Origin of the sequence: Sulfitobacter sp. SBS6, assembly GCF_048285585.1 — a bacterium.
Lineage (GTDB): Bacteria > Pseudomonadota > Alphaproteobacteria > Rhodobacterales > Rhodobacteraceae > Sulfitobacter > Sulfitobacter pontiacus.
In genome coordinates, this window is the sequence record NZ_JBLWBA010000002.1 from 1 (window position 1) to 24697 (window position 24697).

The 24697-nt window shown below is 58.4% G+C and carries 19 protein-coding genes and 1 pseudogene; 5 read left to right on the forward strand and 15 right to left on the reverse strand.

All coding sequences use genetic code 11. From position 1 onward, the window contains the following. Position 1 precedes the first annotated feature (1 nt). A complete protein-coding gene (locus tag ACNQ62_RS00095) occupies positions 2-604 on the reverse strand; it encodes an IS30 family transposase (protein WP_418093880.1) in 603 nt (200 codons plus the stop codon). 251 nt (positions 605-855) lie between these two features. Beyond that, positions 856-2880, reverse strand: a complete 2025-nt coding sequence (locus ACNQ62_RS00100; protein WP_418093881.1) for an FAD-dependent oxidoreductase — start codon at positions 2878-2880, stop codon at positions 856-858. 128 nt (positions 2881-3008) lie between these two features. On the opposite strand from ACNQ62_RS00100, the gene ACNQ62_RS00105 reads away from it, so the two are divergent. Continuing rightward, entirely contained in the window at positions 3009-4649 is a 1641-nt protein-coding gene (locus ACNQ62_RS00105; protein WP_418093882.1) for a sulfatase-like hydrolase/transferase, read from the forward strand. A 7-nt stretch (positions 4650-4656) separates the two neighbouring features. On the opposite strand, the gene ACNQ62_RS00110 is transcribed toward ACNQ62_RS00105, so the two are convergent. The 8 genes and pseudogenes from ACNQ62_RS00110 to ACNQ62_RS00145 form a co-directional block, all read right to left on the reverse strand. Beyond that, a complete protein-coding gene (locus ACNQ62_RS00110; RefSeq protein WP_064215936.1) occupies positions 4657-5400 on the reverse strand; it encodes an IclR family transcriptional regulator in 744 nt (247 codons plus the stop codon). A 145-nt stretch (positions 5401-5545) separates the two neighbouring features. After that, positions 5546-6096 (reverse strand): annotated as a pseudogene (locus tag ACNQ62_RS00115) (IS6 family transposase). Positions 6097-6254: 158 nt separating this feature from the next. Then, positions 6255-7508: a fumarylacetoacetase gene (gene fahA, locus ACNQ62_RS00120; protein ID WP_418093883.1), complete on the reverse strand. Its 1254-nt coding sequence runs from the start codon at positions 7506-7508 to the stop codon at positions 6255-6257. A gap of 14 nt (positions 7509-7522) precedes the next feature. Then, positions 7523-8152 carry a maleylacetoacetate isomerase gene (maiA, locus tag ACNQ62_RS00125; RefSeq protein ID WP_418093884.1) on the reverse strand — a complete coding sequence of 210 codons (630 nt, stop codon included), beginning with the start codon at positions 8150-8152 and terminating at the stop codon, positions 7523-7525. Continuing rightward, positions 8149-9498, reverse strand: coding sequence for a homogentisate 1,2-dioxygenase (gene hmgA / locus ACNQ62_RS00130; protein ID WP_418093885.1), 1350 nt, complete (start codon positions 9496-9498; stop codon positions 8149-8151). Before hmgA ends, maiA begins: the two co-directional genes overlap by 4 nt. A gap of 73 nt (positions 9499-9571) precedes the next feature. Further along, on the reverse strand, positions 9572-9763 hold the full coding sequence (locus tag ACNQ62_RS00135; protein ID WP_064215940.1) for a DUF2783 domain-containing protein: 192 nt from the start codon (positions 9761-9763) through the stop codon (positions 9572-9574). Between the two features lie 13 nt (positions 9764-9776). Further along, on the reverse strand, positions 9777-11396 hold the full coding sequence (locus ACNQ62_RS00140; protein ID WP_418093886.1) for an FAD-dependent oxidoreductase: 1620 nt from the start codon (positions 11394-11396) through the stop codon (positions 9777-9779). An 89-nt stretch (positions 11397-11485) separates the two neighbouring features. Then, complete coding sequence (locus ACNQ62_RS00145; RefSeq protein ID WP_064215942.1) at positions 11486-12436, reverse strand: MBL fold metallo-hydrolase; 951 nt, start codon at positions 12434-12436, stop codon at positions 11486-11488. Between the two features lie 362 nt (positions 12437-12798). Here ACNQ62_RS00145 and ACNQ62_RS00150 point away from each other — a divergent pair, with 362 nt between their 5' ends. Then, a complete protein-coding gene (locus ACNQ62_RS00150; RefSeq protein WP_289085144.1) occupies positions 12799-13278 on the forward strand; it encodes a MarR family winged helix-turn-helix transcriptional regulator in 480 nt (159 codons plus the stop codon). 166 nt (positions 13279-13444) lie between these two features. On the opposite strand, the gene ACNQ62_RS00155 is transcribed toward ACNQ62_RS00150, so the two are convergent. Genes ACNQ62_RS00155 through ACNQ62_RS00175 form a run of 5 tightly spaced genes read right to left on the reverse strand, consistent with a single transcriptional unit; the run spans position 13445 to position 21285 of the window. Next, complete coding sequence (locus tag ACNQ62_RS00155; RefSeq protein ID WP_418093887.1) at positions 13445-15502, reverse strand: FAD-dependent oxidoreductase; 2058 nt, start codon at positions 15500-15502, stop codon at positions 13445-13447. A 2-nt stretch (positions 15503-15504) separates the two neighbouring features. Beyond that, positions 15505-16746: a Tm-1-like ATP-binding domain-containing protein gene (locus ACNQ62_RS00160; protein WP_289085146.1), complete on the reverse strand. Its 1242-nt coding sequence runs from the start codon at positions 16744-16746 to the stop codon at positions 15505-15507. 24 nt (positions 16747-16770) lie between these two features. Further along, entirely contained in the window at positions 16771-19236 is a 2466-nt protein-coding gene (locus tag ACNQ62_RS00165) for an FAD-dependent oxidoreductase (protein ID WP_418093888.1), read from the reverse strand. A gap of 13 nt (positions 19237-19249) precedes the next feature. Beyond that, positions 19250-20602, reverse strand: coding sequence for an aminotransferase class III-fold pyridoxal phosphate-dependent enzyme (locus ACNQ62_RS00170; protein ID WP_418093889.1), 1353 nt, complete (start codon positions 20600-20602; stop codon positions 19250-19252). Further along, the gene (locus tag ACNQ62_RS00175; protein WP_418093890.1) at positions 20599-21285 is read right to left on the reverse strand and encodes an HAD-IA family hydrolase; all 687 of its coding nucleotides are present in this window, start codon (positions 21283-21285) and stop codon (positions 20599-20601) included. Before ACNQ62_RS00175 ends, ACNQ62_RS00170 begins: the two co-directional genes overlap by 4 nt. Before the next feature lie 325 nt (positions 21286-21610). On the opposite strand from ACNQ62_RS00175, the gene ACNQ62_RS00180 reads away from it, so the two are divergent. From ACNQ62_RS00180 to ACNQ62_RS00190, 3 genes are all read left to right on the forward strand, one after another. Further along, positions 21611-22546: a tripartite tricarboxylate transporter substrate binding protein gene (locus tag ACNQ62_RS00180; protein ID WP_289085149.1), complete on the forward strand. Its 936-nt coding sequence runs from the start codon at positions 21611-21613 to the stop codon at positions 22544-22546. Positions 22547-22627: 81 nt separating this feature from the next. Beyond that, a complete protein-coding gene (locus ACNQ62_RS00185; protein ID WP_064215950.1) occupies positions 22628-23167 on the forward strand; it encodes a tripartite tricarboxylate transporter TctB family protein in 540 nt (179 codons plus the stop codon). A gap of 9 nt (positions 23168-23176) precedes the next feature. Then, complete coding sequence (locus tag ACNQ62_RS00190; protein WP_064215951.1) at positions 23177-24697, forward strand: tripartite tricarboxylate transporter permease; 1521 nt, start codon at positions 23177-23179, stop codon at positions 24695-24697.

The window sequence follows — 24697 nt, forward strand, 5'->3', positions numbered from 1 at the left end:
ATCAAACCGTGACAGGTCCATTCCCCTCTCGGCAGATTTGTTTCACAAATCGCCTGTCGGGCATTGAGTGGCCAAGTTGACGGCGGTGAGCCACATCATCCGGGCGAAATAAGATGCTGACATCGCGGTGGAGCTTGGGTTCTCTGCGTCGTCGGGTGCGGCGGGGACGTCGAGCGATACGGTGCGTCGGCAGATACCACCACAGGTCTTCGCGCTGACCTTCCTTGGAATAGATGTAGCGATAAATGGTTTCCTGGCAGACCCTGAGGGGAGCGCGCTCGTGGATCATACGGTTACTGATCTGCTCTGGTGTCCAACCGTTCTTGATGCGCTCAATCACGCGTTTGCACAGCTCAGGATGTTTGATCAGCTTGCGCTCTCGAGCACGACGATCCGCTTGCATCAGGTGCGCGGCGGCACCGTAATAGCCATCGCATCCCGGCATGCTCTCGTCCGAGAAATGGTTACGCTTTAGCTCGCGAAATATCGTTGATCTGCAGCGCTTCAGAACGCGCGCCATCTCGTCAACTGGGACCTTTGCGTGTCTCCAGCGTTCAATCTTGCGTCGTTCTGTGATACTCAGTTGGTCGTAAACGGCTACCATACCGATTCCTCTCATTAGATAAACTACTGTTTTCTAAAAAGAGTCGCACTTAAGGGTAGCGCGCCCCCCCCGCCCCCTACATTATCGCAGCCGATAAGATAGATTATGGTAAATATGTACGGATGTATTCGTAAGCTCAAAAACGTACCTTATGTAGGACACCCTATGTTAAGTGTCCCCAAGGTGTTTCCCTGGATGGCTGACTATACAGTACTTAGTAGGCCATCACACATCTCTGAAGGATCTACCAGTTACGTAGGTTTTTCGAGCTTGAACGGACCAGCGCCGCCGTAAATCAACTCCTTTGCAATGCGGTGGCCCGAATGGACCGCCGCTTGGATCATCCCGGGAACGAGACAGTCGCCCGCCAGAACCCCTTGGGTCGCTGACTGGGTTTGCACGAAACCGTCGAATAGCCTCTTGTTCGGAAGCCGAGCCCCCACGAAGAGTAGTGCGGCGGCTTCGAATTGCCGCTCGCTGTTCACGGCATACGCGTCTTGGACAGTCACAACGCCGTTGCTGTAGCCGCTTAGCGTGCTGTTGACATGTATGGGAATGCCCTGCGACTTGAACCGCCCGATGATGCTGCGCTGTTCCAATGTATGAGCGGTCCAGGTTGCTACGCTGGCGAGCGGCGTGACGTAGGTTGTTTCACACCCCTTGGCGCGCAGTAGCTCTGCGAGGATGCTGGCCATGTAGTTATGGTCGTCGTCGTAAATGACGACAGGGCCATCCGGAATCACGCCCGCGATGATGTCATCAGGCGTCAGCACGGTCGTACCCTCGGCCCAGTCGACCGGATCGAAATTCGACCCCCCGACGCCATCGCGACGCCAAGACGCGCCGGTGGCAAATATGATATTATCTGCGCCGAAGTCTTCCAAGTCATCTGTTTCGAGCGGACTGGAGGTGAAAATGTCAACGTTGCCCATTTGTTGGAGATTCCACAAACGATAATCAATCACTCTCCGATAAGCATGCATTCCTGGTAGCCCACCTTCGAGCCGGGCGCGTCCACCAACTTCCTCCGCGGCATCGGCAAGCGTCACCTGGTGACCGGCCTTCGCAAGAGTCAATGCGCATTCCAACCCAGCTGGACCGGCTCCGATGATCAGGCTGTTTTCCTGTTTCTCGGCCTTACCGACAATCTCGGGGTGCCAGTTGCGGCGCCATTCTTCGCCGATCGTGGGGTTTTGCGTACAGCGCAGCGGAACACCGTAGGAATCCATGCTGACGCAAACGTTGCACCCGACACATTCGCGGATTTCCTCGATCCGGTTCTCTTTGATCTTGTTCGGCAGGAACGGATCCGCAATCGAGGGCCGCGCCCCGCCGATCAGATCAAGTTTTCCGGATTTGATCACCGACACCATCGTGTCCGGTGACGTAAATCTACCTACGCCGACGACCGGCTTGTCTGTAATGGTTTTGACGAACGAGGTGAATTCAAGCTGGTAGCCTTGTTCAGTGAACCGCGATGTCGCCGAATCCGCTGACCAGCCAGAGATGTTCACGTCCCAAAGGTCCGGGAGATCCGCAAGCATCTCGACAACCTCCCTGCCCTCGCCGTCATATGTCATTGCATGTTTCGCACCGGGTTCATGGACGCCGAAACGTAAGGCAACCGCACGTTCCCCAGCCGCAACTTCAAGAGTATCTTCAAGAACCTCGCGCAGAAGCCGCGCGCGGTTTTCCAAAGACCCGCCATATTCGTCGCTGCGAAAATTCGTGCGGCGCGACAGGAAATGCGACAGTAGGGAAATGTCGTGAGCGGCATAAACATAGAGGATATCGTAACCTACGTCCTTGGCATTCTGCGCGGCCTTCTTGTGGGCACGGCGAAACTCGCGGATATCGGACTTATCCATCGCACGGGCCTGCACCGGCATCTCGGGGCGTAAGATCGGCAGGTCTGACGGACCGATAACGGGCACCCCCGTCGCAAAGTTCCGCGCCCGCATGCCGCCGTGCGCCAGTTCGATCGCCGCGAGAGCGCCGTGCGCCTTGATGGCATCGACCTGTTTTGCATGCTGATCCAGGTAGACATCATCCCAGATGCGCTCGATTGGATGATTTGCCATATCGGAATCCTGGCTGACCTCGGTGATCTGGACCGCCACAGTTCCCCACCCGCCTTCTGCCTTCATGGCCCGAAGCGCGGTCGACCCCGCGGGCAACGAGAAACCGTGGCCCGTCGCGTGCGGCGCGGCGAAAAAACGGTTTGGGGCTGTGACTGGGCCAATCCGGACAGGTTCGAACAAAAGATCGTAGCTCATGGTTTTCGCATTTCCCGAATTAGAAGGTCATTATTATCACCGATGGATATTATATTGCAAATCGGTCCGAGTTTTGTCAATCTGCACCAGAGCATTTTTCTGTGCACTGCCTTAGAGGGAGGCTTCACTTGAATATTCTTTACATCATGTTCGACCAATTGCGTTTCGACTACCTGAGCTGCGCAGGGCACCCGGCACTGCACACACCCAACATGGACAGAATTGCAGCGAAAGGCGTCAGGTTTTCAGAGGCTTACACCCAGTCGCCTGTCTGTGGTGCCGCCCGTATGAGCGCCTACACTGGCCGCTATCCAAGCAGCCATGGAGCCCAGTGGAACGGCTATCCCCTGCGTGTAGGGGAATTGACACTCGGGGATCATCTTAGGTCAGGCGGCGTCGGCTGCTGGCTTGTTGGAAAGACGCACATGAAGGCGGACGAGTCTGGAATGGCACGCCTCGGCCTGTCGCCCGACAGCGTCATTGGCGCGCGGCAGGCTGAATGCGGATTTGATGTGTGGTGCCGCGATGACGGTCTCTGGGCCGTCGGGCCCGACGGGCCCTATGATGCCAAGCGCAGCCCTTACAACGAATATCTGAAATCAAAGGGTTATGGTGGCGAAAACCCTTGGGCGGATTTTTCGAACGCTGGACTTTCTGGCGATGAAATCGCCAGTGGGTGGTTCATGAAGAACGCGGATCGCCCGGCGAATATCGAGGAAGGCGATAGCGAGACGCCGTGGCTGACGTCCGAAGCGATCAAGTTCATGGAGACGGCCTCCGGCCCATGGTGCGCTCATATCAGCTATATCAAGCCGCACTGGCCCTATATCGTGCCCGCACCCTATCACAACATGTATTCCGCCAAAGACATCTTGCCGGCCGTGAAAGACCGCGCAGAATTACAGGATCCCCACCCGGTCTACGAAGCTTTCGCGACTGGTCGCATCGGCAAGAGTTTCTCACGGGACGATGTGCGCGAAAAGGTGATCCCTGTCTACATGGGACTGATCAAGCAATGTGACGATCAGATGGGACGCCTGCTTCAATACCTGGAGGATAGCGGTCGCGACAAGGACACGATGATTATCATCACGTCAGATCATGGCGACTATCTTGGAGACCATTGGCTGGGCGAAAAGGACCTGTTTCACGCCCCGTCCGTCAAGGTCCCACTGATTATTTACGACCCGCGCCCGACGGCGGACAAGACACGCGGTACAACCTGCTCCAATCTGGTCGAAGCAATTGACGTGACGGCGACGATCATCGACGCCGCCGGATGCGATGTCCCCTCCCACATCGTAGAGGGGCGTTCGCTCATGCCGTATCTGGAGGACCGCGAACATCCAAGTCCAAGATCATATGTCATCAGCGAATATGACTATTCCAGCCATCCTGTCTGTCGCGGACTGGACGTATTGCCCAAAGATGCGCGGATGTTCATGGTTGCCACTGAGGACTGGAAGCTTGTTCATTGCGAGGGCGGTTTGCCCCCGATGCTCTTCGACCTAAAAAATGATCCTAATGAACTGATAGATCTGGGGAGGAATGACACTTTTTCCGGGATTAGGGCGGAGATGTACGCGTATCTTCACGACTGGTCGCTGCGGATGTCACAGCGGGTGACAATGTCAGATGCGGAAATCGCCAAGAAGCGCCAGGACGGCGGTCAGACCGGAGTCGTTTTGGGGTTAGTTGAAGAGACTGATGCCCCTGCGGCGATGACGGCACACTACCGAGGAACGGCGCCAGCGCGCCCGAAAAGCTAAGCCGGCCCTAGAGTCCCGTCAATGCCGTCTCCATGCGTGATACCGCATCCTTCAGCAGCGGCAGCAACTCTTCACGCCGCTCATCTGTCAGGTCGCTCTTCGGGAGCGCGAGTGAGATCGATCCAGCAGGGTCCGACGAATCCTGGAAGAACGGCATGGCAATGCTTGAGACATCGGTTTCGAATGTGTTCCGGGTCTGGGAAAACCCCTGTTCCCTGAATGCTGTGATCAACTTTCGCAGTTCGACATTTGATGTCACCGTCGCTTCGGTGATCTTCTCGCGGGTCAACGACAAGATGGCATTGGCGGTCTCCTCACTCGCAAAGGCGAGGTAAGCCAACCCTGAGGCCGTGGCATGATAGTACAAAACCTGCGACGGAATGATGTTGACCACGTGGCCGCGGTTAGGGAGTTTGTGTGCAACTGTAGTCATACCTCGTGCGCCGGGGATGCTGACATGCGCTGTTTCATTGGCCACATCGACCAGCCAATCTGCTACTTCTTGCGCGGCACGGGCGATCGGGACTGTCGCTTCACGAATGCGGGCAAGTCTGAGAAACCCGTGCCCCAGGCGATACTTACGCGTTTCAGCGGCTTGTTCGATAAAGCCGTGTTTCGCCAATGCCACGAGCAAGCGTCGCGTTGCGGCCTTGTCCAGCCCCGCCATTCTGGATAATTCGCTCAAGCCGATTTCCGTGTTTTCCATTGAGAATTGGTCCAGAACGGAGAGAGCCTTGTCGACTGTTTTCATGTCATTCGTCCTGCACTCCTGAGCTCAGCGTAGATTAACATGATCACCGCTGTAGTCTATAGCGCACCATTCCAATAGATTCCCATCCTGGCGGTTCCGTCGCAAAGTTTATACCCTGCCGAAGAGTAGTCTTCCATGAACATAATTATGCTGCGAGAGCCGCAAACTGCTTGAATGCCGAGATGCCTGTTTGTGCTAGGCGGCCCTTACGGATCATGTGCGCGGTTTCGATCCCAGCAAGCGTTGCTATCGCAGAAAGCGAACGCTTGCTGGGATCCGACCAACCCCCGTGAATTTGAGGATGACGTTCAGACTTTACAGACCAGTTAAGCTGGCACCGCTCTTGTCGATTGCAATTCGGTCTGGGACATCGTTGATGCCAGCACCTCGCTTGAAGAACCGTCGCGCGGCAGCTGTATTGCGGCGCTCTGACAGCATAAACTCAAGGGTTTGCCCGCCCGGGTCTAAAGCAGATACAGATAGGCCCACTTGCCGCGAACCTTGATGTATGTCTCGTCCATCCGCCGACCGACGCTTTCTGGCCTGCGCACTTGCAGCGATCAGAGGCAAGAATTTCACGACCCAGCGATTCAACGTGGTATGATCGATTTCAAGGCCCCAATCGGCCATGATCTCCTCAAGATCCCGACACGAAAAACCGTAGCGGACATAGACAAACACAGCATGAAGGATCACGTTCTATGGGAAATGGTTGCCTTTGAAATCAATCGTCACGGTTGGGTGCTCGCGTCCAAATTCATAAGTCCGCTGCTACCAAACGCGAGCCAGTTCAACCAACCGCGAAAACTGTGCGACAGAACTGTCTTTAGACGGGGTTCACGCTATCTCGACAGTCACGTCTGGCCTTCGCCGGTGTTCGTTGCGGACAATACACTCCCGACGCAAGAACCAAAGCCGATGCGGTAGCCGTCGCCTTGTGCATGACCGTGCAGGGCTAGGGTATCGCCGTCCTCGATGAAGGTGCGGGTTTCGCCGCCATCCAGCGTCAGGGGGTCTTTGCCGCCCCATGTCATCTCCAGCAGCGAACCGAACATGCCCTTGTCGGGCCCCGAGATCGTGCCCGAGCCCAGCAGGTCGCCGGTGCGCATGGCGCAACCCGAGGACGCATGATGCGCAAGCTGCTGCGCGGCGGAGTAGTAGAGCGTGTTGTAATTCGTTTCGCAAATGACTGTGGGCTGGCCCCCTTTCGCTGCCATCGTGACCGACAGATCGACGTCATAGAGCATCGGGCCGGTGTCTCGGATATGCGGCAGGAGCTCGTGTTCGCGCGGAGGTGTGTCACAGCGGAACGGCTCGAGCGCTGCCTTGGTCACCACCCAGGGGCCTATCGTTGTGGCAAAGGCCTTGGCCTGAAACGGCCCGAGCGGTTGGTATTCCCAGGCCTGAATGTCACGCGCCGACCAGTCGTTGAGCAGTACGTAACCAAAGATCATGTCGTCGGCCTCGTCTACGCTGACCCGCTGGCCCATCTCGGAGGGCGTGCCCACGACGGCGCCCATCTCAAGTTCGATGTCGAGCCGTTTGCTGGGGCCGAAGCTTGGCATGTCGTCCTGCGGACCTTTTAACTGGCCCATGGGTCGATGGAAATCGGTGCCCGAGACGACCACCGTCGAGGCGCGTCCGTTGTAGCCGATCGGGATGTGCAACCAGTTGGGCGGTAGGGCATTGGCCGGGTCGCGAAACAGCGAACCTACGTTGAAGGCGTGCTGGCGACCAGCGTAGAAGTCAGTGTACTCTGTCACCGTAAACGGCAGGTGCATGGTGACGTCCGACATATCATGCAGCGCGTTCCGCATTGTGTCGGTTTCGGCCCCCTCAAGCAGCAGATCGGTCAGCGTTTCGCGAACCTCCTGCCAAGCCGGCTTTCCTTTGCCCATGAAGGTATTGAGCGCGGGTTCTTCGAAGCCGTAATCGGGCAAGAGACCCGCCAATTGCAGCGCGGCCAGGTCTAGCACCTTGTCGCCGATGGCCACGGCGCAGCAGGGCGCGGCACCGTTCGAGAAGACGCCAAACGGCAGGTTGTTCAGCGGAAAGGGGCTTTCGGGGTCATTCGCGGTCTCGACCCAGGAACGGACAAGCTCGGTCATTGGAATATCCTTCGTCAATTTGCGTCAGGTTGGTTTTCGGGTCGGGCCGCATCGAAGGCCGCCTGGTCCAGGCAGCGCGCCTCGATCTCGGTCAGTCGTGACAGGGCGGACAGATCGCAACCCCAGCGATGCGCGTTGTAAAGTTGGGGCACGAGGCAAAGATCGGCCAGTCCGGGCGTGTCGCCGAAACAATAGTCCGTGTCGGGCGCAATCAATTTCTCGAAGGCGGTCAGGCCGTGCAGCATCCAGTCATTCATCCACACGACGGTCTCTTCCTGGCTGTGCCCCATCGCCTTCAGTCGTGCGACCACCCGCAGGTTGTTCACCGGATGGATGTCGGAGGCGATGGTCATGGCGGCGGCGCGGGCCTTGGCCCGGCTTACCGCATCCGAGGGCAGGAGCGCCGGGTCGGGTTGCGTCTCTTCCAGCCAATCAAGGATGGCCATCGACTGGGTCAGCACCGTACCATCGCCCAGTACAAGGGTCGGGACTCCCTGACCCGGATTGAGTTTGGCATAGTCCCTGTCAATCTGATCGCCTGCGACCAGATTGACAGGGACCGGCTCGTAAGCCAGACCCTTGAGGTTCAATGCGATCCGCACGCGGTAGGAGGTGGTCGACCGCCAGTAGGAATAGAGCCTCATTTCTTGCCCGGCGTGCCGTCGAAATTCTTCTCGATGTCCTTCCAGCAGTCGATGTAATCGTCCTGGAGCGGTGCCTCCTTGCCCGCGAACTGCGTCAGTTGCTGCGGGAAGCGGGTCTCGAACATGAAGGACATCGTGTTGTCGAGCTTTTCGGGGCCAAGTTCGGCGTTCGAGGCACCCTCGAAGGCATTGCGGTCGGGCCCATGTGGCAGCATCATATTATGAAGGCTGATGCCGCCCGGAACAAACCCTTGGGGTTTGGCATCGTACTGGCCATAGATATTTCCCATCATCTCGGACATGATGTTCTTGTGATACCACGGCGGGCGGAAGGTGTTTTCAGCAACCATCCAGCGCTCACGGAACAGCACGAAGTCAATGTTTGCTGTGCCCTCTTGCCCTGACGGCGCGGTCAACACCGTAAAGATCGACGGGTCGGGATGGTCGAATAGGATCGCGCCGACCGGGCAGTAATTGCGCAGGTCATACTTGTAGGGCGCGTAATTGCCGTGCCAGGCGACGATATCCAGCGGGCTTTGGTCGATCTTGGTGGTGTGGAACTGACCGCACCATTTCACGGTGACGGTCGAGGGTACCTCGCGATCCTCGAAGGCGGCCACCGGGGCCTTGAAGTCGCGCGGGTTGGCCATGCAATTGGCACCGATCGGCCCGCGGCCCGGCAGCTCGAATTTCTGGCCGTAGTTCTCGCAGACGAAACCGCGCGCCGGACCGTCCAGCAATTCGACGCGATAGACAAGGCCGCGCGGGATGATGGCGATTTCCTTTGGCTCGAGGTCGATGATCCCCAGTTCGGTGGCAAAGCGCAGCCGTCCCTCCTGCGGCACCACCAGCATTTCGCTGTCCGCCGAAAAGAAGTAGTCGTCGACCATCGACTCGGTCACCAGGTAGATGTGGCTCGCCATACCGACCTGGGTGTGCACGTCGCCCGCCGTTGTCATGGTGCGCATGCCGGTCAGCCAGTTCAGCGGCTCATCCGTATGCGGCACCGGATCCCATCGGTACTGGCCCAGACTGGTCACCTCCGGGTGGATATCAGGCGCCGAGCGGAAGTAGGGCAGGTCGATCTTTTCGTAGCGGTGGCTGTGCTTGACCGAGGGCCGGATCCGGTAGCACCAGGTGCGTTCGGGGCGGACGTCGGTGAAGGCCGTGCCGGACAGCTGCTCGCCATAAAGGCCGTAGTTGCACTTCTGCGGCGAGTTCATGCCTTGCGGCAACGCGCCGGGAAGCGCCTCGGTCTCGAAATCATTACCAAACCCGGGCATGTAGCCGGGGATCGTCGTTGAACCATCGGCCTGGATCAGGCCGGATTTTTCGGGGGCATTCATCGTGCGTCTCCTCAAGCATTGCCGCCGTATTTGTGGCGGCCATCAAGTGGTTAAGGTGTTGGGTTCCTGCGCCTCAGACCTCGGCGGCCAGATCGAGTGCCTGTTCCAGAACCTGAGCATCGCCGACATGGTTGGCGAGGATCAGGACGAGGCGGGCGTTAAGCGCGTCGCTTTCGTCTTTGGACTTACCGTCGTGTGCGGCCAGAAGCCGGGCATAGAAATCGTCCGGCCGCGCGATATTCGGCTCTTTGTTCAGCGTGCTCATCGGTGTTTCCTCCTCAAACCCGTCCGGTTGCGATGTTCACAGCGGCCTTGACCTCCGCTTCGTTGAAGCTGTCCCAGCGAGCGACAACGTGCTGGTCGGGACGCATCAAGTAGACAGCGGAACGACCTCCACCCAAGTAGCGATCCGCCAGTTCCGGGTTGCCACTGGCGGTGAGCGCCACGCGGGTCACTTCGATGCCATCCACGTCCAGCGATTCCGGCGCGTCTGTGTCGATGCACAGAAGCTGGAATCTGCCGCCGAGCATGTCAGTTAGCCACCCGTCGCGCACCGGCGCATCAACCATGGGCGCGCCGACACGGGTGCGATCAGGGCCGCCTGTCAGGGCATCGGGGCCGTTCAGCGACAGCCCGTCATAGATGCAGGGAACCGACAGTCTGCCAGAGTTCACCAGCGGTCTGGCGAAGGGTGCCTTGCTTGCCAGATCCAGCACCGCGTTGCGAAAGATATTGCTGATCTCGGACTTGGGCGTGATGAAATCGGTGGCGCGCGTGGAATTCAGTATGTTCTCGTCCGCACCAAAGACACGTTCCTCCGAATAGCTGTCGAGCAGCGTCTCGGGTGCCCTTCCCTGCACTACCAGTCCCAGTTTCCAGCCAATATTGTCGGCGTCCTGCATGCCTGAATTCGCGCCGCGTGCACCGAAAGGCGACACCTGATGCGCAGCGTCGCCGGCAAAGAACACGCGGTTATGCCGGAAATGCTCCATGCGCTTGCACTGGAAAGTGTAGATCGAGGACCAGACGATCTCGTAATCTACCGGACCGAGGAATGCGTCGAGACGACGCCGGATGTTCTCCTCCTTCATCTCTTCCTTGCGGTCGATGTCCCAGCCAATCTGAAAGTCGACACGCCAGACATCATCAGGCTGCTTGTGCAACAGCGTGGAGGCACCCTGCCCATGACTCGGCTCGAACCAGAACCAGCGTTCGGTCGGAAACTGGGTGTCGCCGGTCATGCGGATGTCGGCAATCAGGAAGCTGTCCTGAAACACCTTGCCGGTAAAGTCATGTCCCAGCCGGTTACGCAGCGGCGAGCTCGCGCCGTCGCATGCCACCAGCCAGTCAGCCTCGATCTTGTAGGGCCCGTCCGGTGTCATCACCTCGAGCACCACATGGTCGTCGTGCACTTCGATCCCGTCCACCCGGTTCTTGCCGCGCAGCTGGATCGGCGCGCCCTCGGCCTGCATTTTGCGCAGGCGGTCGACCATGAAACGCTCGAAATAGGGCTGCTGGAGGTTGATGAAGGCCGGGAATTTGTGGCCTGCTTCGGGCAACAGGTTGAACTCGAACACCTTGTCGTCGCGGTGAAACACCTTGCCGAGGTTCCAGACGACGCCCTTGTCGACCATAGGCGCGGCGCAGCCATAACGGTTGGCGATCTCAAGGCTGCGCTTGGCGAAACAGATGGCGCGGCTCCCCTGCCCGATGCCTTCGTGGTCGTCGAGCACCAGCACCGGCACGCCCTGCTGGCCAAGATCGAGCGCCGTGGCAATGCCGACCGGGCCGCCGCCGACAATCACGACGGGATGGCGCACGGCCGCCGCCTTCTCCTGATCGGGAGCCTTCTGATAGGGATAGATCTTGTGGGCAAGTGAATATCTGTCGTCGAACATATCTCTCGTCTCCTCCGTGAGAGGTGTCTTGCAGCGCTGCCCGCCGGTCGGATCATGCCGCCCGGCGGGTCATCTTGCGGTGTTCGGCATCAGCCCTGCAGGGCTTCCCACATCGCCACGTCGCGCTCGGCAGTCCAGATGCGTGGTGTGTCGATGCCGCGGGCCTCGTCATAGGCGCGGGCGACGTTGAACGGCAGGCAATGCTCGTAGATCGCGTAGTCCTTGAACTTCGGATCACAGGCTTCGCGCACCGCGTCCCAAGCATCCTTGAGGCTGCCGCCTTTGGCGGCGACCTGCTTGGCAGGCAGGTAGGTGGAATTGACGAAATCGCGAGTCGATGCGATGGCGGAATCCACAGCATCACGCCCGATCAAGGCACCGCCGCGTCCCGGGGCGATGCTTTGCGGATCATAGGCCTTCACCGCGTCGAGCGTGCTGCCCCAATCCTCGAAATGGCCGTCGCCGCAATAGCAGGCCGAGTGATCCTCGACGATATCACCGGTGAACATGGTCTGCGCGTCGGGCACCCAGATCACGCTGTCACCCGCAGTGTGCGCGCGGCCGATCTGCTTGATCTCGACCTTGCGATTGCCGAGGTAGACAGTCAACTGATCACTGAAGGTGGTAGTGGGCCAAGTCAGTCCGGGGATGCTCTCGTGTCCCTCGAAAAGGCGTGGGAAGCGCTGGAATTCGCTGTCCCAGTCCTCCTGCCCGCGCTCGACCACCATGGAGCGGGCCTTGTCGGACATGATGACCTGCTGCGCGCCGAAGGCGGAGGCACCGAGCACGCGGACGGCGTGGTAATGGGTCAGGACGACGTGGGTAATCGGCTTGTCGGTGACGGAGCGCACACAGTCGATCACCTTATTCGCCAGCCGCGGCGTGGCCTGGGCCTCGACAATCATCACGCTGTCATCACCGATGATGACGCCGGAATTCGGATCGCCTTCGGCGGTGAAGGCGTAGAGCCCTTCGCCAATCTCGGTAAAGGATATTTCCTTTTCGGTCATGTCCCCTTGGGATGCGAACGCCTTGGCCATGTCAGTCTCCTTGGTCATCTGGTCTGTGAATGGGCCCGGGGTATGGCCCGGAGAATCGTTGCAGTCGAAACAACTTTGTTATCGTTGCAATTGCAACTAATGTCAATATCGTTTCGCTTGCAACGATCTGACTCCTGGACCGGCACCTTGCCCAGTTTGGGCGTATCTAGCTTAGCAGCCAGAGCTTCGGCGCAGGGCCGATGTCGTGCTGCCTCAAAGCGCCGTATCCGCGTAACCTGTGCAAAGGCCTGCACCTCATTGTCCGTGACCTGTTGCACTTGAAGCAATCGCCCTTATCGTTGCTCTCGAAATGAATGCCAGTCTCGCCTTATAAGGGACGAACATAAGGGTGGGCTACGACTATGAATTCCTTCGATCTTTCGGCGTTCCTTCCTTATCGCTTGGCTGTTCTATCCGAGAGAATCAGTCGCCGTTTGGCGCAGGAATACGGAAGGTCGCACGGAATTTCCCTGCCGGAATGGCGCGTCTTGGTGCATTTGGCGCGCTGCAAGCAAGCCTCTGTCCGCGAGATTCACGACTACGCGAACCTTGAGAAACCGAGGGTAAGTCGCACCGTCGCAAAGCTGCAAAAGGCAGGACTTGTACGAAAAATCGCAAACAGGCGAGACAGTCGACTTGTCGAGATCTCACTGACGGAACAAGGCCGCACCGTCTTAGGTGAGATCGTCACGGTCGCAACTGAATTTGAATCGCGGCTCGTGCAAGTGCTCTCCAACGAGGAGCTGGCAACACTGCTCGGAATTGCCGAGAAGTTGCACAGCGTGTTGGACAATGACCCGTTGGCCCCAAAACGTTCAAGTCTGGATAAGCCTGCCGACTGATCGGTCGGCGTCATGTCTCGGGCTGTCCACCGCTCTCAACGACACTAGCCATCGCTGCGTGCAGAGCGTCCAGCCCCCGCTTCAGCGGGTTAGCCGGCATCGCCACCTCACAATGGAAGTTGTTGGTGACGTGAAGGCGAGGTTCCCCCGTCGCCAAGATGACGCGTCATCGATCAAAGAGTACCGGAGTCTCGCGCTTGTATATGCCGCTTTCCGGGACATCTCCGATCAGCCGACGAGCCTCGGCGTGGCCGGAGAATACTGCCGCCTGAATGATGCCGGGGGCGAGGCAATCGCCGATACCGGAGACGCAATCTGCAAGGGCAGGATCTTCTCGTAGCTTGCTGAGCAGATCGTCTGTCGGCAGCCTTGCACCGACTGCAATCAGATGTGCACCGGCGATCTGCGGTAATTCCTGGCCGGTGTCTGCTCTTGCCACTTCAAGCGCGGATCCGTTCCAACGGCTAACTGTTGTATTGGGATGCATGTGCACGCCCAACTCGACCATGTCATCGAGCACCCGGGGGCTTTCCAACGTATAGCCCATCCATTCGGCGATAGAGGGAAGCGGGCACACCAGATGAACCTCGTGGCCCTTGGCTGCCAGATGTCCAGCCAGCACGTTGCCCATATAGTAGTGGTCGTCGTCATAGATCACGACCGGCCCTGAAATTTCTGCGCCCGCCATGACGTCATCCGGCGTCAAAGCATTTCCGGCGAACCCTTCGATTGCCTTGAACGTTGTCGCACCCGCTCCGTCATCGCGCCAAATGGATCCGGTCGCAACGACGACATTGTCCGCCCCGAAACCTGCAACGTCCGCAGCTGCGATCTCGCTTTCCGCATAAAGCGAGACATTTCCCATCTGTCGCAACTGGTACAACCGATAGTCCTTGACCCTACCCCAGGCCGCCAACCCCCTCAGCGCGCTTTCCTCCAGAACGCGCCCGCCAAATTCGGATTCGCGTTCCGCCACGGTCACTTGATGCCCGGCCTTCGCCAAAGTCAGCGCACACTCCAGCCCCGCGGGACCAGACCCGATGATCAGGGTGCTTTCCTTTTTCGGTGCAGCTGGAATGTTCTCGGGATGCCAGCCCCGTCTCCACTCCTGGCTGATTGTCGGATTCTGGGTACACATGAGCGGCACGGAATAGGCATCCGACGCCACACAGACATTGCAGCCGATACATTCGCGGATGTCGTCAATCCGGCCTTCCTTGATCTTCTTGGGCAGGAACGGGTCGGCGATCGACGGCCGGGACGCCCCGATCAGGTCAAAAACACCCTTCTTTACAAGGCGCGCCATAGCGTCGGCGGAGGCATAGCGCCCGACCCCGACCACTGGTTTCGTCGTGACCTGCTTGACGTAAGAGGTATATTTCTCCTGATGCCCCTCATCATCAAACCGAGACGTGCCACTGTCACGCGGCCAGCCGGCCACATTCACGTCCCACAGATCGGGCAACTCCGCGAGGCTTTCGATAACAGCACGGGCCTCATTGTCATAGGTCAGCGGACTGCCGGACTTGAAATCGTGAGCCGGAATGCGGACCGCCACGGCGACGTCGCCAGCAGCGGCCTCCATTGTGTCTTCCAAAACCTCACGCAGTAAACGCAGGCGATTTTCGAACGATCCGCCGTATTCATCCGTACGGTGATTGTACATGGGATTGAGAAAGTGCCAGACCAACGCGGCGTCATGCGCAGCATAGACGTAGACCATGTCATAGCCTGCCTGCTTGGCCCGGTGCACAGCGCGTTTGTGGCTTTCGCGGAACGCTTTGATATCTTGCTTGTCCATTGCCTTGGACTGGATGGGGTTTTGAGGTTTGAGAATCCGCATGGAGGATGGCCCCAGAACCGGTGTCCCGGTGTCCATATTCCGAGCGCGAATGCCGGTATGGGCAAGCTCGATGGCCGTCAGCGCGCCATGCCGCTTGATCCGCTCAACCAGAAGAGCGTGGGATTTGATATCCGTGTCATCCCAGAACTTCTCCATTGGCAGGTTCGAGATATCGGAGGTTGGATCAATTTCCGCCAACTGCATGCAGACGACGCCCCACCCGCCCTCGGCCTTCATTTCACGCATCCCGATGGAGCCGTTGGGCATAAGCGGGTTGTGGCCCGTCGCGTGCGGAACTGAAAAGAAGCGGTTGGGTGCCGTGATCGGCCCGATCTGAACCTCTTCGAACAGGATGTCGTAGCGGGGATCGCGATGGGACATAGTCAGCGCGCCCCGGTTTTGATGGTCCCGTCCTCGATCCAGCCGTCGAAGATTTGCAGGACCGCATCGACAAAGGCCTGATCGTTAATGTGACAGTCGAGTTCAGTGAAATGGATCGGTGCCGTCATCTGCTTGCGCATCTCGTCGCAGAATTCACCAAAGGCCTCGGGGTCATTTGCCTCCTGACCTTCACGGTCCCATTCCTCGATCCCGCCATTGGTCAGGATGACATGGGAGGGCGTTTCAGACGCCTTGAGACGCTTTGCGATCTCGCGCGCGGTTTCCCGGCGTTCTTCGGCATTGAGGGCTGAACATTTGATCAGGCGGTTGTGGGCATGGAACGGACGGTCCCGGTACTGCTCCGGGATTTCTTGCCATCCGGCAAAGTCGATCAGGTCGAGACAGCCGGGTGCCACGATCTGCGGAATGCCCGCCTTACCGGCGTTCAGCATCCGGTCGTCACCCCCATTGATAACCGAACCGGCCAGCAGGTTGCCTAGTTCCGGCAAGGCGAAATCCATGACGCAGGCAAAGCCGCCGTCGCGCGCAATGCTCTCATATGCCATCCCGCCCATACCGGTTGCGTGGAAGATCGCGACCTCGAAACCGCGTTTCTCAAGCTCAGGCTTGAGCTTTTTCATGTACTTCAGGCAGGAAGAGCCAAGCGACGTCATCCCCACCATCGGGCGATCATTTGTAGGCGGCTCAACCGCCCGAGCCGCGCCCAAGACCGCGCCTGCCGCTTGGCTGAGCGACGACTTGCAGACCGAGTTCAGCCCGTAGAGCCCGCCCGCCCAGAGGATCATCTGGATATCCGCCGACAACCGCTGCGGCTCTATCAACGGCGAAAAGGACACGGTCGAGACCACGTATTTCGGCACGCCGAGGGGCAGCGCTTGGCAAATGTCCAGCGCGGCATCCGTGCCCATTGTCCCCCCAAGCACTACAACGCCGTCAAACTTGCCTTCGGCGAACAATTGGCGCGCCAAGGTGCTGGCCCCCTTCGCCATGATCTGCATGGCGGTGTTCTCGTCCCCGCTGTCGATGGCTGCCTTGATCGAGCTTCCACCCGCTTCGGCCACATCGTGCTTGGAAAAATCTGTGGGCTTCTCTGGATCGCCAAGGACGGAAATGTCCATGCTGAGAGTGCCTCCTCCCAAGGCCCGGACCCGCTCCACCATGTATTCCAGTTCATCGTTCTTGGTATCGTAGGTTCCCACCACCAGTATTGTTTTGTCAGACATGTGTTTCCTCCCTGTAGTGCGGCATCAGCCGCGCATGATTTCGCCCTTGGTGTCGTAGAACGGCCCAAGCTGTGCTTCGATTGGGTACATTTTCCCCGCGATCTGGACTTCGAAACCCCCTTCGTCGATCCAGGCTTTTGACGCCCCGCCTCCCCGTTGAATGGTCGCAAGACCAACCATCGCCTCCAGTCGCCAGCCCCAGTCGCCCGAGGTGACATGGCCTACGATCTCGCCGCTTTTCCAGATCGGCTCGTTGTGGATCAGGTATGGCCCATTTTCTGCCGTGAGGCCGGGCACCTTGACCGAAACCGTGCGGTGCCTGTAAGCGGGCCCCTCTTCGGTTTTTTGTTGCGCAAGCCGCTGTTTGCCAAGGAATCCTCCCGCCTTGTCCAGCTTCACTGCAAAGCCTAGGCCTGTCTCGTAGGGCGTGTCGTCTTCGCCGATGTCATGGCCGAAATGGCGAAAGCCCTTTTCGATCCGACAGGCGTTCATCGCGAACATGCCCATGTGCCGCAACCCGTGCGGCGCGCCCGCCTTGAGCAGCGCTTCATAAACGCCTTGGCTGAATTCGGTCGGAAACATCATCTCAAATCCCAACTCGCCTAGGAACGACCGGCGGATGACCCAACCGCGCGCATACGCCACGTCCAACTCGCGCGCTGCACCAAATGGGAACGCATCGTTAGAGACATCATCGCTGCTGAGCGATTGCAAAATCTTGCGCGACTTCGGACCGTGCAAAGTCAGCAGGCAATAGCCCGAGGTCGCGTCAAACACTTCGAAATTCCACGACGGATCGGCGTTGGATCTGATCCAGTGCTGGTCGCGCATCTGGCTGGGGTGTCCGGACACCACCATGAATGACGTGGGCGCGATCCGGGTCACCGTTACATCCGCTTCGATCCCGCCGTCCTGATTAAGGAACTGCGTGTAGACAGACGTGCCGACGTCAACGTCCATCTCCGCCCCGCAGACATGGTTGAGCGCACGAGCCGCATCCGGACCCTGCACAAGAATCTTCGCATACATCGACTGATCCAGCAGCACCGCCGCGTCGCGCGCGGCCAGGCACTCCTGTTTGACTTGCTCTGACCAAGGTTTCCACCTGAGCGAGGGCACATCCGACCATTCAGGGTTTTCCGCATCATAATACATCGGCACTTCCCATCCGATGCGCTCTGCCATGACCGCCCCTGCGGTTTTAAGCTGCTGATGCAGCGGTACGCGCCGCACGCCGCGCGCGGAATGCACCTGTCGTCCGGCCCAATTGATGCCGTAGTGGAACCCGACGCTTTCGGCCGCACGGTCCTGATTGTAACGCGTATTGGCTTGAAACGGATGTGCGCGCGCGGCCAGCAGGGGCGCCATGGACCGTGACGGCCTGCCATCGATCATCCATTCCGCCAACGTCAGTCCGGTGCCCCCTGAATTCAGGATGCCATTGGAATTCATGCCCGTCGCAAGAAAAGCCCCCTTCACATCGGGCACCGGGCCCATGTAAGGGCGGCCATCTGGCGTAAAACTTTCCGGCCCGTTGAAGAAGGTCTTAATTCCCAAGCCCTCCAGCGACGGCATCCGCGCGAACATGCGCATCAGGTCTTCCTCGACATGCTCCATATCAAAGGGCAGTTCATCAAATTCGAAATCCTCGGGGATACCGTCCTTTGCCCATGCCTTGCCCTGCGCTTCGAACCCGCCGATCAAGATCTTGCCGGCGTCTTCCTTCCAGTAGTTCCGTTCCTCGACGATGTTCAGGATCGGTTGAGTCGAAGGCAGGCCCGCAACAGGTTCAGTCACCACGTAGAAATGCTCGGCGGCATGAAGCGGCACGGTGATGCCATGCGATTTTCCGAACAAGTGCGACCACATTCCACCAGCGATCAGCACCTGATCGGTGGCGATGATGCCCTTGTCCGTCACGACGCCCACCACCTTGCCGTCGCGTATCTCCAACCGTTCGACCTTGGTCCCCTCAAAGACCTGCGCGCCCTTCTGGCGCGCGCCTTTGGACAGCGCGATGGTCACGTCGAGCGGATTGACCTGGCCGTTGGAGGGCACAAACAGCCCCGATTGCACATCGTCGATGACCAGCGCGGGCCAGTGTTCTTTTACTTCTTGGGGCGAGAGAATGTGACTGGGTATACCCATGCGCGCCGCATGATCGTGGGTGCGCAAAAGCTGTTCGTGACGTACATCGCTGAGCGAGATGTTGATTGTGCCGTTCTGCTTGTAGCCCGTGCTCTGCCCGGTCTCCTCTTCTAGATCTCGAAACAGGCGGGCGGTGTATTTGCCAAGCTCTGTTTGCGCCGTGCTGTCGCGCAACTGACCCACGATGCCAGCTGCATGCCACGTCGTCCCACTTGCGATCTTGCGACGCTCGATCAAGACGGCTGGCACACCGCGATGGGCAAGGTGATAGAGAGTCGACATCCCGATGATGCCGCCGCCGATGATGACGGCGGGTGCCGTCTCTGGGATTGCTTTGCTCATCAGGTCACCTTTCTCACGCCGCGGCCAAACCGGCGTCGAGCGCCGCTAGGATCTGGTCAACATCTTCGGTCGTCAGAACCAAGGGCGGGGACAGGATCACGTTGGGGCCAGAGACCCGAACCATGACGCCGTTGGCATGTGTGGTGTCGAAGACCTGTTTGATGCGAGCCGGCTCAAGTGGTTTCTTGCTGTCTCGGTCGGAGACAAGCTCGAGCGCATTCATCAGGCCTTCGCCGCCCCGCACATCACCGACGATCTCGTGCTTTTCCTTCAACCTCTCCAGTCCGGCCATCATCTGCTCACCGCGCGCGGCGGCATTGTCTATGACATTCAGACGTTGGGTTTCCTTGAGGCAAGCAATCGCTGCAGCGGCACCCACCGGATGACCGGAGTAGGTGTAGCCGCTGGCGATATTCGCTTTACCGGTCTCATCACTTTCAAATGTTTCTGCGATGTGATCGGCGATCATGACTGCCCCAAAGGGAAAATACCCGTTGGTAATCGCCTTGGCCGTAACGGAAAAATCTGGCTTGACCCCCCAATGACGGCAACCAGACCATGACCCTGTGCGCCCATAGGCAGTGATGACCTCGTCGGCGATCAGAAGGATGCCGTTGCGGTCGCAGATCTCGCGTACGCCCGGCATAAAGCTGGCATGCGGCGGAATGACCCCGCCCGCGCCCAACACCGGCTCCATCACGAAAGCCGCGATGGTGCCTGCGCCTTGGAACGCAATCTCGTCTTCTAGAGCCGACAGGCACAATCGCGCCAGCCGCTCGGGGTCGGTCTCGTTGAATGGGTTGCGATAGGTGTAAGGCGCGGGAATGTGAAAACAGCCCGGCATCAGCGGCTCGTATTGTGTGCGGAAATTGGAGTTTCCGTTCACCGAGGCGCCGCCCATATGCGTGCCGTGGTAGCCCTTCTTGATGCTGAGAAACTTGGTGCGACCCGCCTCGCCTCGGACCTTGTGATACTGACGCGCCAGTCGCAGCGCGACCTCGATGCCATCCGATCCGCCGGATGTGAAGAACGCTCGGCTGAGCCCGTCGGGGGCGAAGAACTCGCGCAGCATGTAGCTGAGTTCGATCACTGCATCATTCGAGGTGCCTCGGAATGTGGAATAATAGGGCAATTGCCCAAGCTGCGCCGAAATCGCATCTTTCACCGGCTCGCAAGAATAGCCGAGGTTCACGTTCCAGAGGCCGCCAACCGCATCAATCGTCTCGTTGCCATCGACATCGACGATGCGCACGCCCTTACCGCCCGTGATGATCTTGGGTGGATTTGCTAGGCTGTCAGCCGGATGCGACATCGGATGCCACATGTGCCGGGCGTTGTTCTCTTTAAGGAAGTTTTCGTCCTTCATCGCTCAATCCCTTTATGCAACCCGAGAAGGCGTTCCGCTTCGGCAAAACTCGTCGCCGGGTTCATTACGTCAAAATGGACAGTGGCCATGCCCACAGCTCTTGCGCCGTCGATATTGCGGAGTTGATCATCCACAAACACGCAGTCCTCGGCGCGCAAGCCGAGGTCCGCGATCAAGTTTTGGTAGGCCTCAGCAACCGGTTTCAGTGTCTTGGTGTAGGTCGCGTCATGAATGACATCGATTTCTGGCAGAAACGTCAGCTTTTCGCGGAAAGCGGCTCCGTAGAATAGGTCCAGCTCGTTGGACAGGATCGCTGTGGTGTATCCGGCCGATTTGACGCGGCTGAGCATGTGCAGAAATTCGGGCCGGATCACCTCATCCGGGACGTCGCCTCGGGCCGCGATCAAGAGGTCTGACATTTTTGTCCAGGTTTGACCGACCAATTCGCCGGTTTCCTTTGACCGTGTCAGCCAATAGTCGCGTTCTGAAATCTCGTCGGCCTGCATCGACACCCAAAGAGGATCAGTTTCCGGCGCGAACGGGCCCTGCCAGGTCAATTGACCAGCTGCGAGGCCAAGCGCCCGCTCCGTGTTGGCATGGGTTTCGAACAGGGTCTTCGAAATAACCCCTCCGAAGTCTAGAACCAGCGCTTTGATCGCTTTCTTGTTGTTCACGGTCACCATTTCTTTGCTCCCGAAGGCGTTGTTGAAACGAAACTATTGCCGCACTTGATTCGGGAAACGCCGCCTCGAGCCAAATTTCTGGGAGCAGTATCAGCAGGAGTCGCAACCACGGCTTCCCCCGACAGCGCTCCGATGCGATCAGAATAAAAATGTTCATTCACAACAACTTGCATAATTTTCCGACACTCCCCCGAAGTGTGGCAAGCTTCCAGAACAGATAGCCCAAGTCCGTTTGCCACCTCTCCTTATTGACAGAAGATAATTTCTAGATCAATCTATTTAGCACCATCGGTGCCAATAATGAACCGATATAAGGGAGAGAGATATGAAGAAGACGTTGCTTGCGGGAGCTGCCGCACTTGCTGCACTGATGCCGGGCGTCGCCGCTGCAGAGTATCCGGAGAAGCCGGTCGAATTTGTTGTACCGTGGCCTCCGGGTGACGCGGAGGATGTCTTGACGCGCATGATCGCGGAGGATTTCCAGAACACCTATGGTGTCCCCGCAGCAGTCGTGAACAAACCTGGCGGCGGCGGCGGTCCCTTCCCGGGTGCCGTCGAGGTCGCTAAATCACCGGCCGATGGCTATACTGTCGGATCGTTCATATTGGCGGTGCCGGTGATCGGCCCGAACATCGGTATTCCCGAGCTGAACCCGAACCCGTTTGAGCCGCTCGGCGCATTCATGACCTATCCGTTCGTGATCGTCTCAAGCAAGAACGCGCCCTACGCCAGCATTGACGAGTTGGCGGCACATGCTCAGGACAACGACGTGGTTCTCGGGCATTTCGGTGCGCCGCTGATCCCAACGAAGGTCACCTTTGCTCTCGCAAAGCAGAAAGGGTTTTCTTTCGCGGCCGATGCCGCCTTTGACATCCTCGATTGCAACTCGCTGGCCTCTGGTGATGTAGATGTGATGAACACCACCCTGCAACTCGTGCTGCCCTGCCTCGACGACATCAACGTTCTGGCTTCCATCGGCGGCAAGCGGATCGGCCTGACGCCGGATACACCAACCGTTGGCGAACTTGACCCCAGTTTGTCTCTGGCACTGTGGAATGGTCTGTTCGTGCACAAGGATACACCGGCCGATGTCCGCGAAAAAATCGTCGCGGTTGCCAAGGAAACCATGGCCTCTGAACGCGCCCAGGACTTCATGGCGAAGACCGGTGCACTGGTTTACTGGCAGAATGCCGAAGATACTACGGCCCAGATCGAAGCGGACGCAGAAGCGCTCGCAAAGATCAACGCAATGCTTGAGTGATCCTGTAGTGAATTGACACTATGAGGCGGGCTTTCAAAACCCGCCTCATATCCAATTCGATCAGAGTTGCGGGAGGGGCATATGATCAAGGCGCAAACACTACAGGACCTGTTCAAACGGTATCGCCGACCAGGGGACCTGTTCTACAGTATCATAAGTATCGTTTTCAGCCTCTTTCTGGCCTTCAATCTGAGGTCCGAGACGACTTGGGTGCCCAATACCAAGCTGTTCGCGCAACCGGCATTCTGGCCCTATGCTGCAGTTGGCACAATGGTACTGTTTTCGACGCTCCACCTTGTGTCGAGTCTCGTTTCACCAAAGCTCGAGGGACGGTGGCAGGAGGTCGGGTTCTGGCTTCGCTCGGTCGAATACGCTGGCTGGTTCATGATTTACGTGATCATTGTCCCGCAACTCGGTTATCTTCTAACTACGGTGCTTTTCGCGGTCGCACTCTGCCTCAGGCTCGGCTACCGCGGCGCGAAGTTTCTCGGCTCCGCCGCTGTATTCGCGGTCGCGGTGGTCGTCATCTTCAAAACGCTGCTGCAGGTTAAAGTGCCGGGCGGGGCCATCTATGAGCTTCTTCCGACGGCGCTTCGCTCGTTCTTTCTGACATACTTTTAGGAGCTCGAAATGGAAGCCTTATTCTCGGGTGTTGAACTTCTCATGCGGTGGGATGTCGCTCTGGCACTTTTCATCGGATCGATCGGTGGCGTGATTATCGGCGCCATTCCGGGTGTTGGGGCCGCTGTTGCAATCGCAATCCTGCTACCAGCCACCTTTTCACTCGATCCCATCGTCGGCCTGACGATGCTGCTGGGGATCTACGGCTCTTCGATGTACGGCGGCGCACTGCCCGCCATCCTGATCAATACTCCAGGAACCGCGGTCAATGCCCTGACAACCTATGATGGCTATCCGATGACCAAGCGCGGCGAAGCCCGCCGGGCGCTGGCGCTGGCCTATTCGGCATCGTTTTGGGGTGGCATATTTGGAATTCTCTGCCTGATCTTCCTATCACCCGTGCTGGCGCTCATTGCGCCCCATTTCGGCAGCCGAGAAATCTTCCTCGCCGCACTCCTCGGCATCATCCTCGTCGTGTTAGCGCATCGCGGTCAGGTCTTCGCGGCTGGCGGGCTGGCGGGTTTCGGCATCCTTCTGCACACGGTCGGTCTGGACACCAAGTACAACCAGCGCATGACGTTTGAACAAACCTGGTTGACCGGCGGTTTTGATCTCATTGTTGTTGTACTGGGTCTCTTCGCGTTGTCCCAGGCCTTCCTGTTGCTCACCGAGAAGGACAGCTCGCCGCACCCGCAGCCGGTCGAGGGCTCGCTATTTACCGCGATGAAGGAGATGTGGCTCTATAAGCGCGTGGCAACTATGGCCAGCGGCTTCGGGGTCTTGATGGGAATGATCCCCGGCGTCGGCGAGTTCACCGCGCAGTTCATGTCATACACCTATGCGCGCCGCACCTCGAAGACGCCGGAAGCCTTCGGCGAAGGCGCTCCCGAGGGCCTCATCGCTTCAGAGGCCGCCAACAACGCCGTCCCCGCCGCCGCAATGATCCCGTTGCTTGCGTTGGGCATCCCCGGTGAGGCGTTGACTGCAATGATGCTCTCGGTCTTCTACGTCCATAACGTGATACCGGGCCCACAACTCTTCCAAACCCAGCTCGATTTTGTCTACGCGCTCTATATTGCGATGATCCTGCTGAACGTGATCGTAATCATCTTTCTGATCTTTTCGACCAACATGCTGACGAAAATCATTCAGGTGCCGACCCGCTTTCTCGGGATGGTCATACTCATCCTCAGTTTCGTCGGCGTCTATTCGCTACGCAACTCGGTTGTCGACTGCGCAATTGCCTCGGGTTTCGGAGTCCTCGGCCTCGTATTGAAACGACTGAACCTTCCCATCGTGCCGATCGTTCTTGGCATGGTGTTGGGCGGGATCATGGAGGTCAAACTCCGTTCCGCAATGATCCGGGTAAAACACCCACTGGATTTCGTCGACCGGCCCATCGCCGCGATCCTCGCCGTCTTGATCGTGTTGGTGATCCTGATGCACATCCGCACACTGCGCAAAGAGCACAAGGCGCGACTCTCAGAGGCCGAGATTGATCACGACATCCATGACTCCCAGACAAGGTAA

What these genes read in the sequence shown, in the direction of transcription:
- ACNQ62_RS00095 (WP_418093880.1), bottom strand. Translation starts at nt 604, where the DNA reads ATGGTAGCCGTTTACGACCAACTGAGTATCACAGAACGACGCAAGATT.
- ACNQ62_RS00100 (WP_418093881.1), bottom strand. Translation starts at nt 2,880, where the DNA reads ATGAGCTACGATCTTTTGTTCGAACCTGTCCGGATTGGCCCAGTCACA.
- ACNQ62_RS00110 (WP_064215936.1), bottom strand. Translation starts at nt 5,400, where the DNA reads ATGAAAACAGTCGACAAGGCTCTCTCCGTTCTGGACCAATTCTCAATG.
- fahA (WP_418093883.1), bottom strand. Translation starts at nt 7,508, where the DNA reads ATGACCGAGCTTGTCCGTTCCTGGGTCGAGACCGCGAATGACCCCGAA.
- maiA (WP_418093884.1), bottom strand. Translation starts at nt 8,152, where the DNA reads ATGAGGCTCTATTCCTACTGGCGGTCGACCACCTCCTACCGCGTGCGG.
- hmgA (WP_418093885.1), bottom strand. Translation starts at nt 9,498, where the DNA reads ATGAATGCCCCCGAAAAATCCGGCCTGATCCAGGCCGATGGTTCAACG.
- ACNQ62_RS00135 (WP_064215940.1), bottom strand. Translation starts at nt 9,763, where the DNA reads ATGAGCACGCTGAACAAAGAGCCGAATATCGCGCGGCCGGACGATTTC.
- ACNQ62_RS00140 (WP_418093886.1), bottom strand. Translation starts at nt 11,396, where the DNA reads ATGTTCGACGACAGATATTCACTTGCCCACAAGATCTATCCCTATCAG.
- ACNQ62_RS00145 (WP_064215942.1), bottom strand. Translation starts at nt 12,436, where the DNA reads ATGGCCAAGGCGTTCGCATCCCAAGGGGACATGACCGAAAAGGAAATA.
- ACNQ62_RS00150 (WP_289085144.1), top strand. Translation starts at nt 12,799, where the DNA reads ATGAATTCCTTCGATCTTTCGGCGTTCCTTCCTTATCGCTTGGCTGTT.
- ACNQ62_RS00155 (WP_418093887.1), bottom strand. Translation starts at nt 15,502, where the DNA reads ATGTCCCATCGCGATCCCCGCTACGACATCCTGTTCGAAGAGGTTCAG.
- ACNQ62_RS00160 (WP_289085146.1), bottom strand. Translation starts at nt 16,746, where the DNA reads ATGTCTGACAAAACAATACTGGTGGTGGGAACCTACGATACCAAGAAC.
- ACNQ62_RS00165 (WP_418093888.1), bottom strand. Translation starts at nt 19,236, where the DNA reads ATGAGCAAAGCAATCCCAGAGACGGCACCCGCCGTCATCATCGGCGGC.
- ACNQ62_RS00170 (WP_418093889.1), bottom strand. Translation starts at nt 20,602, where the DNA reads ATGAAGGACGAAAACTTCCTTAAAGAGAACAACGCCCGGCACATGTGG.
- ACNQ62_RS00175 (WP_418093890.1), bottom strand. Translation starts at nt 21,285, where the DNA reads ATGGTGACCGTGAACAACAAGAAAGCGATCAAAGCGCTGGTTCTAGAC.
- ACNQ62_RS00180 (WP_289085149.1), top strand. Translation starts at nt 21,611, where the DNA reads ATGAAGAAGACGTTGCTTGCGGGAGCTGCCGCACTTGCTGCACTGATG.
- ACNQ62_RS00185 (WP_064215950.1), top strand. Translation starts at nt 22,628, where the DNA reads ATGATCAAGGCGCAAACACTACAGGACCTGTTCAAACGGTATCGCCGA.
- ACNQ62_RS00190 (WP_064215951.1), top strand. Translation starts at nt 23,177, where the DNA reads ATGGAAGCCTTATTCTCGGGTGTTGAACTTCTCATGCGGTGGGATGTC.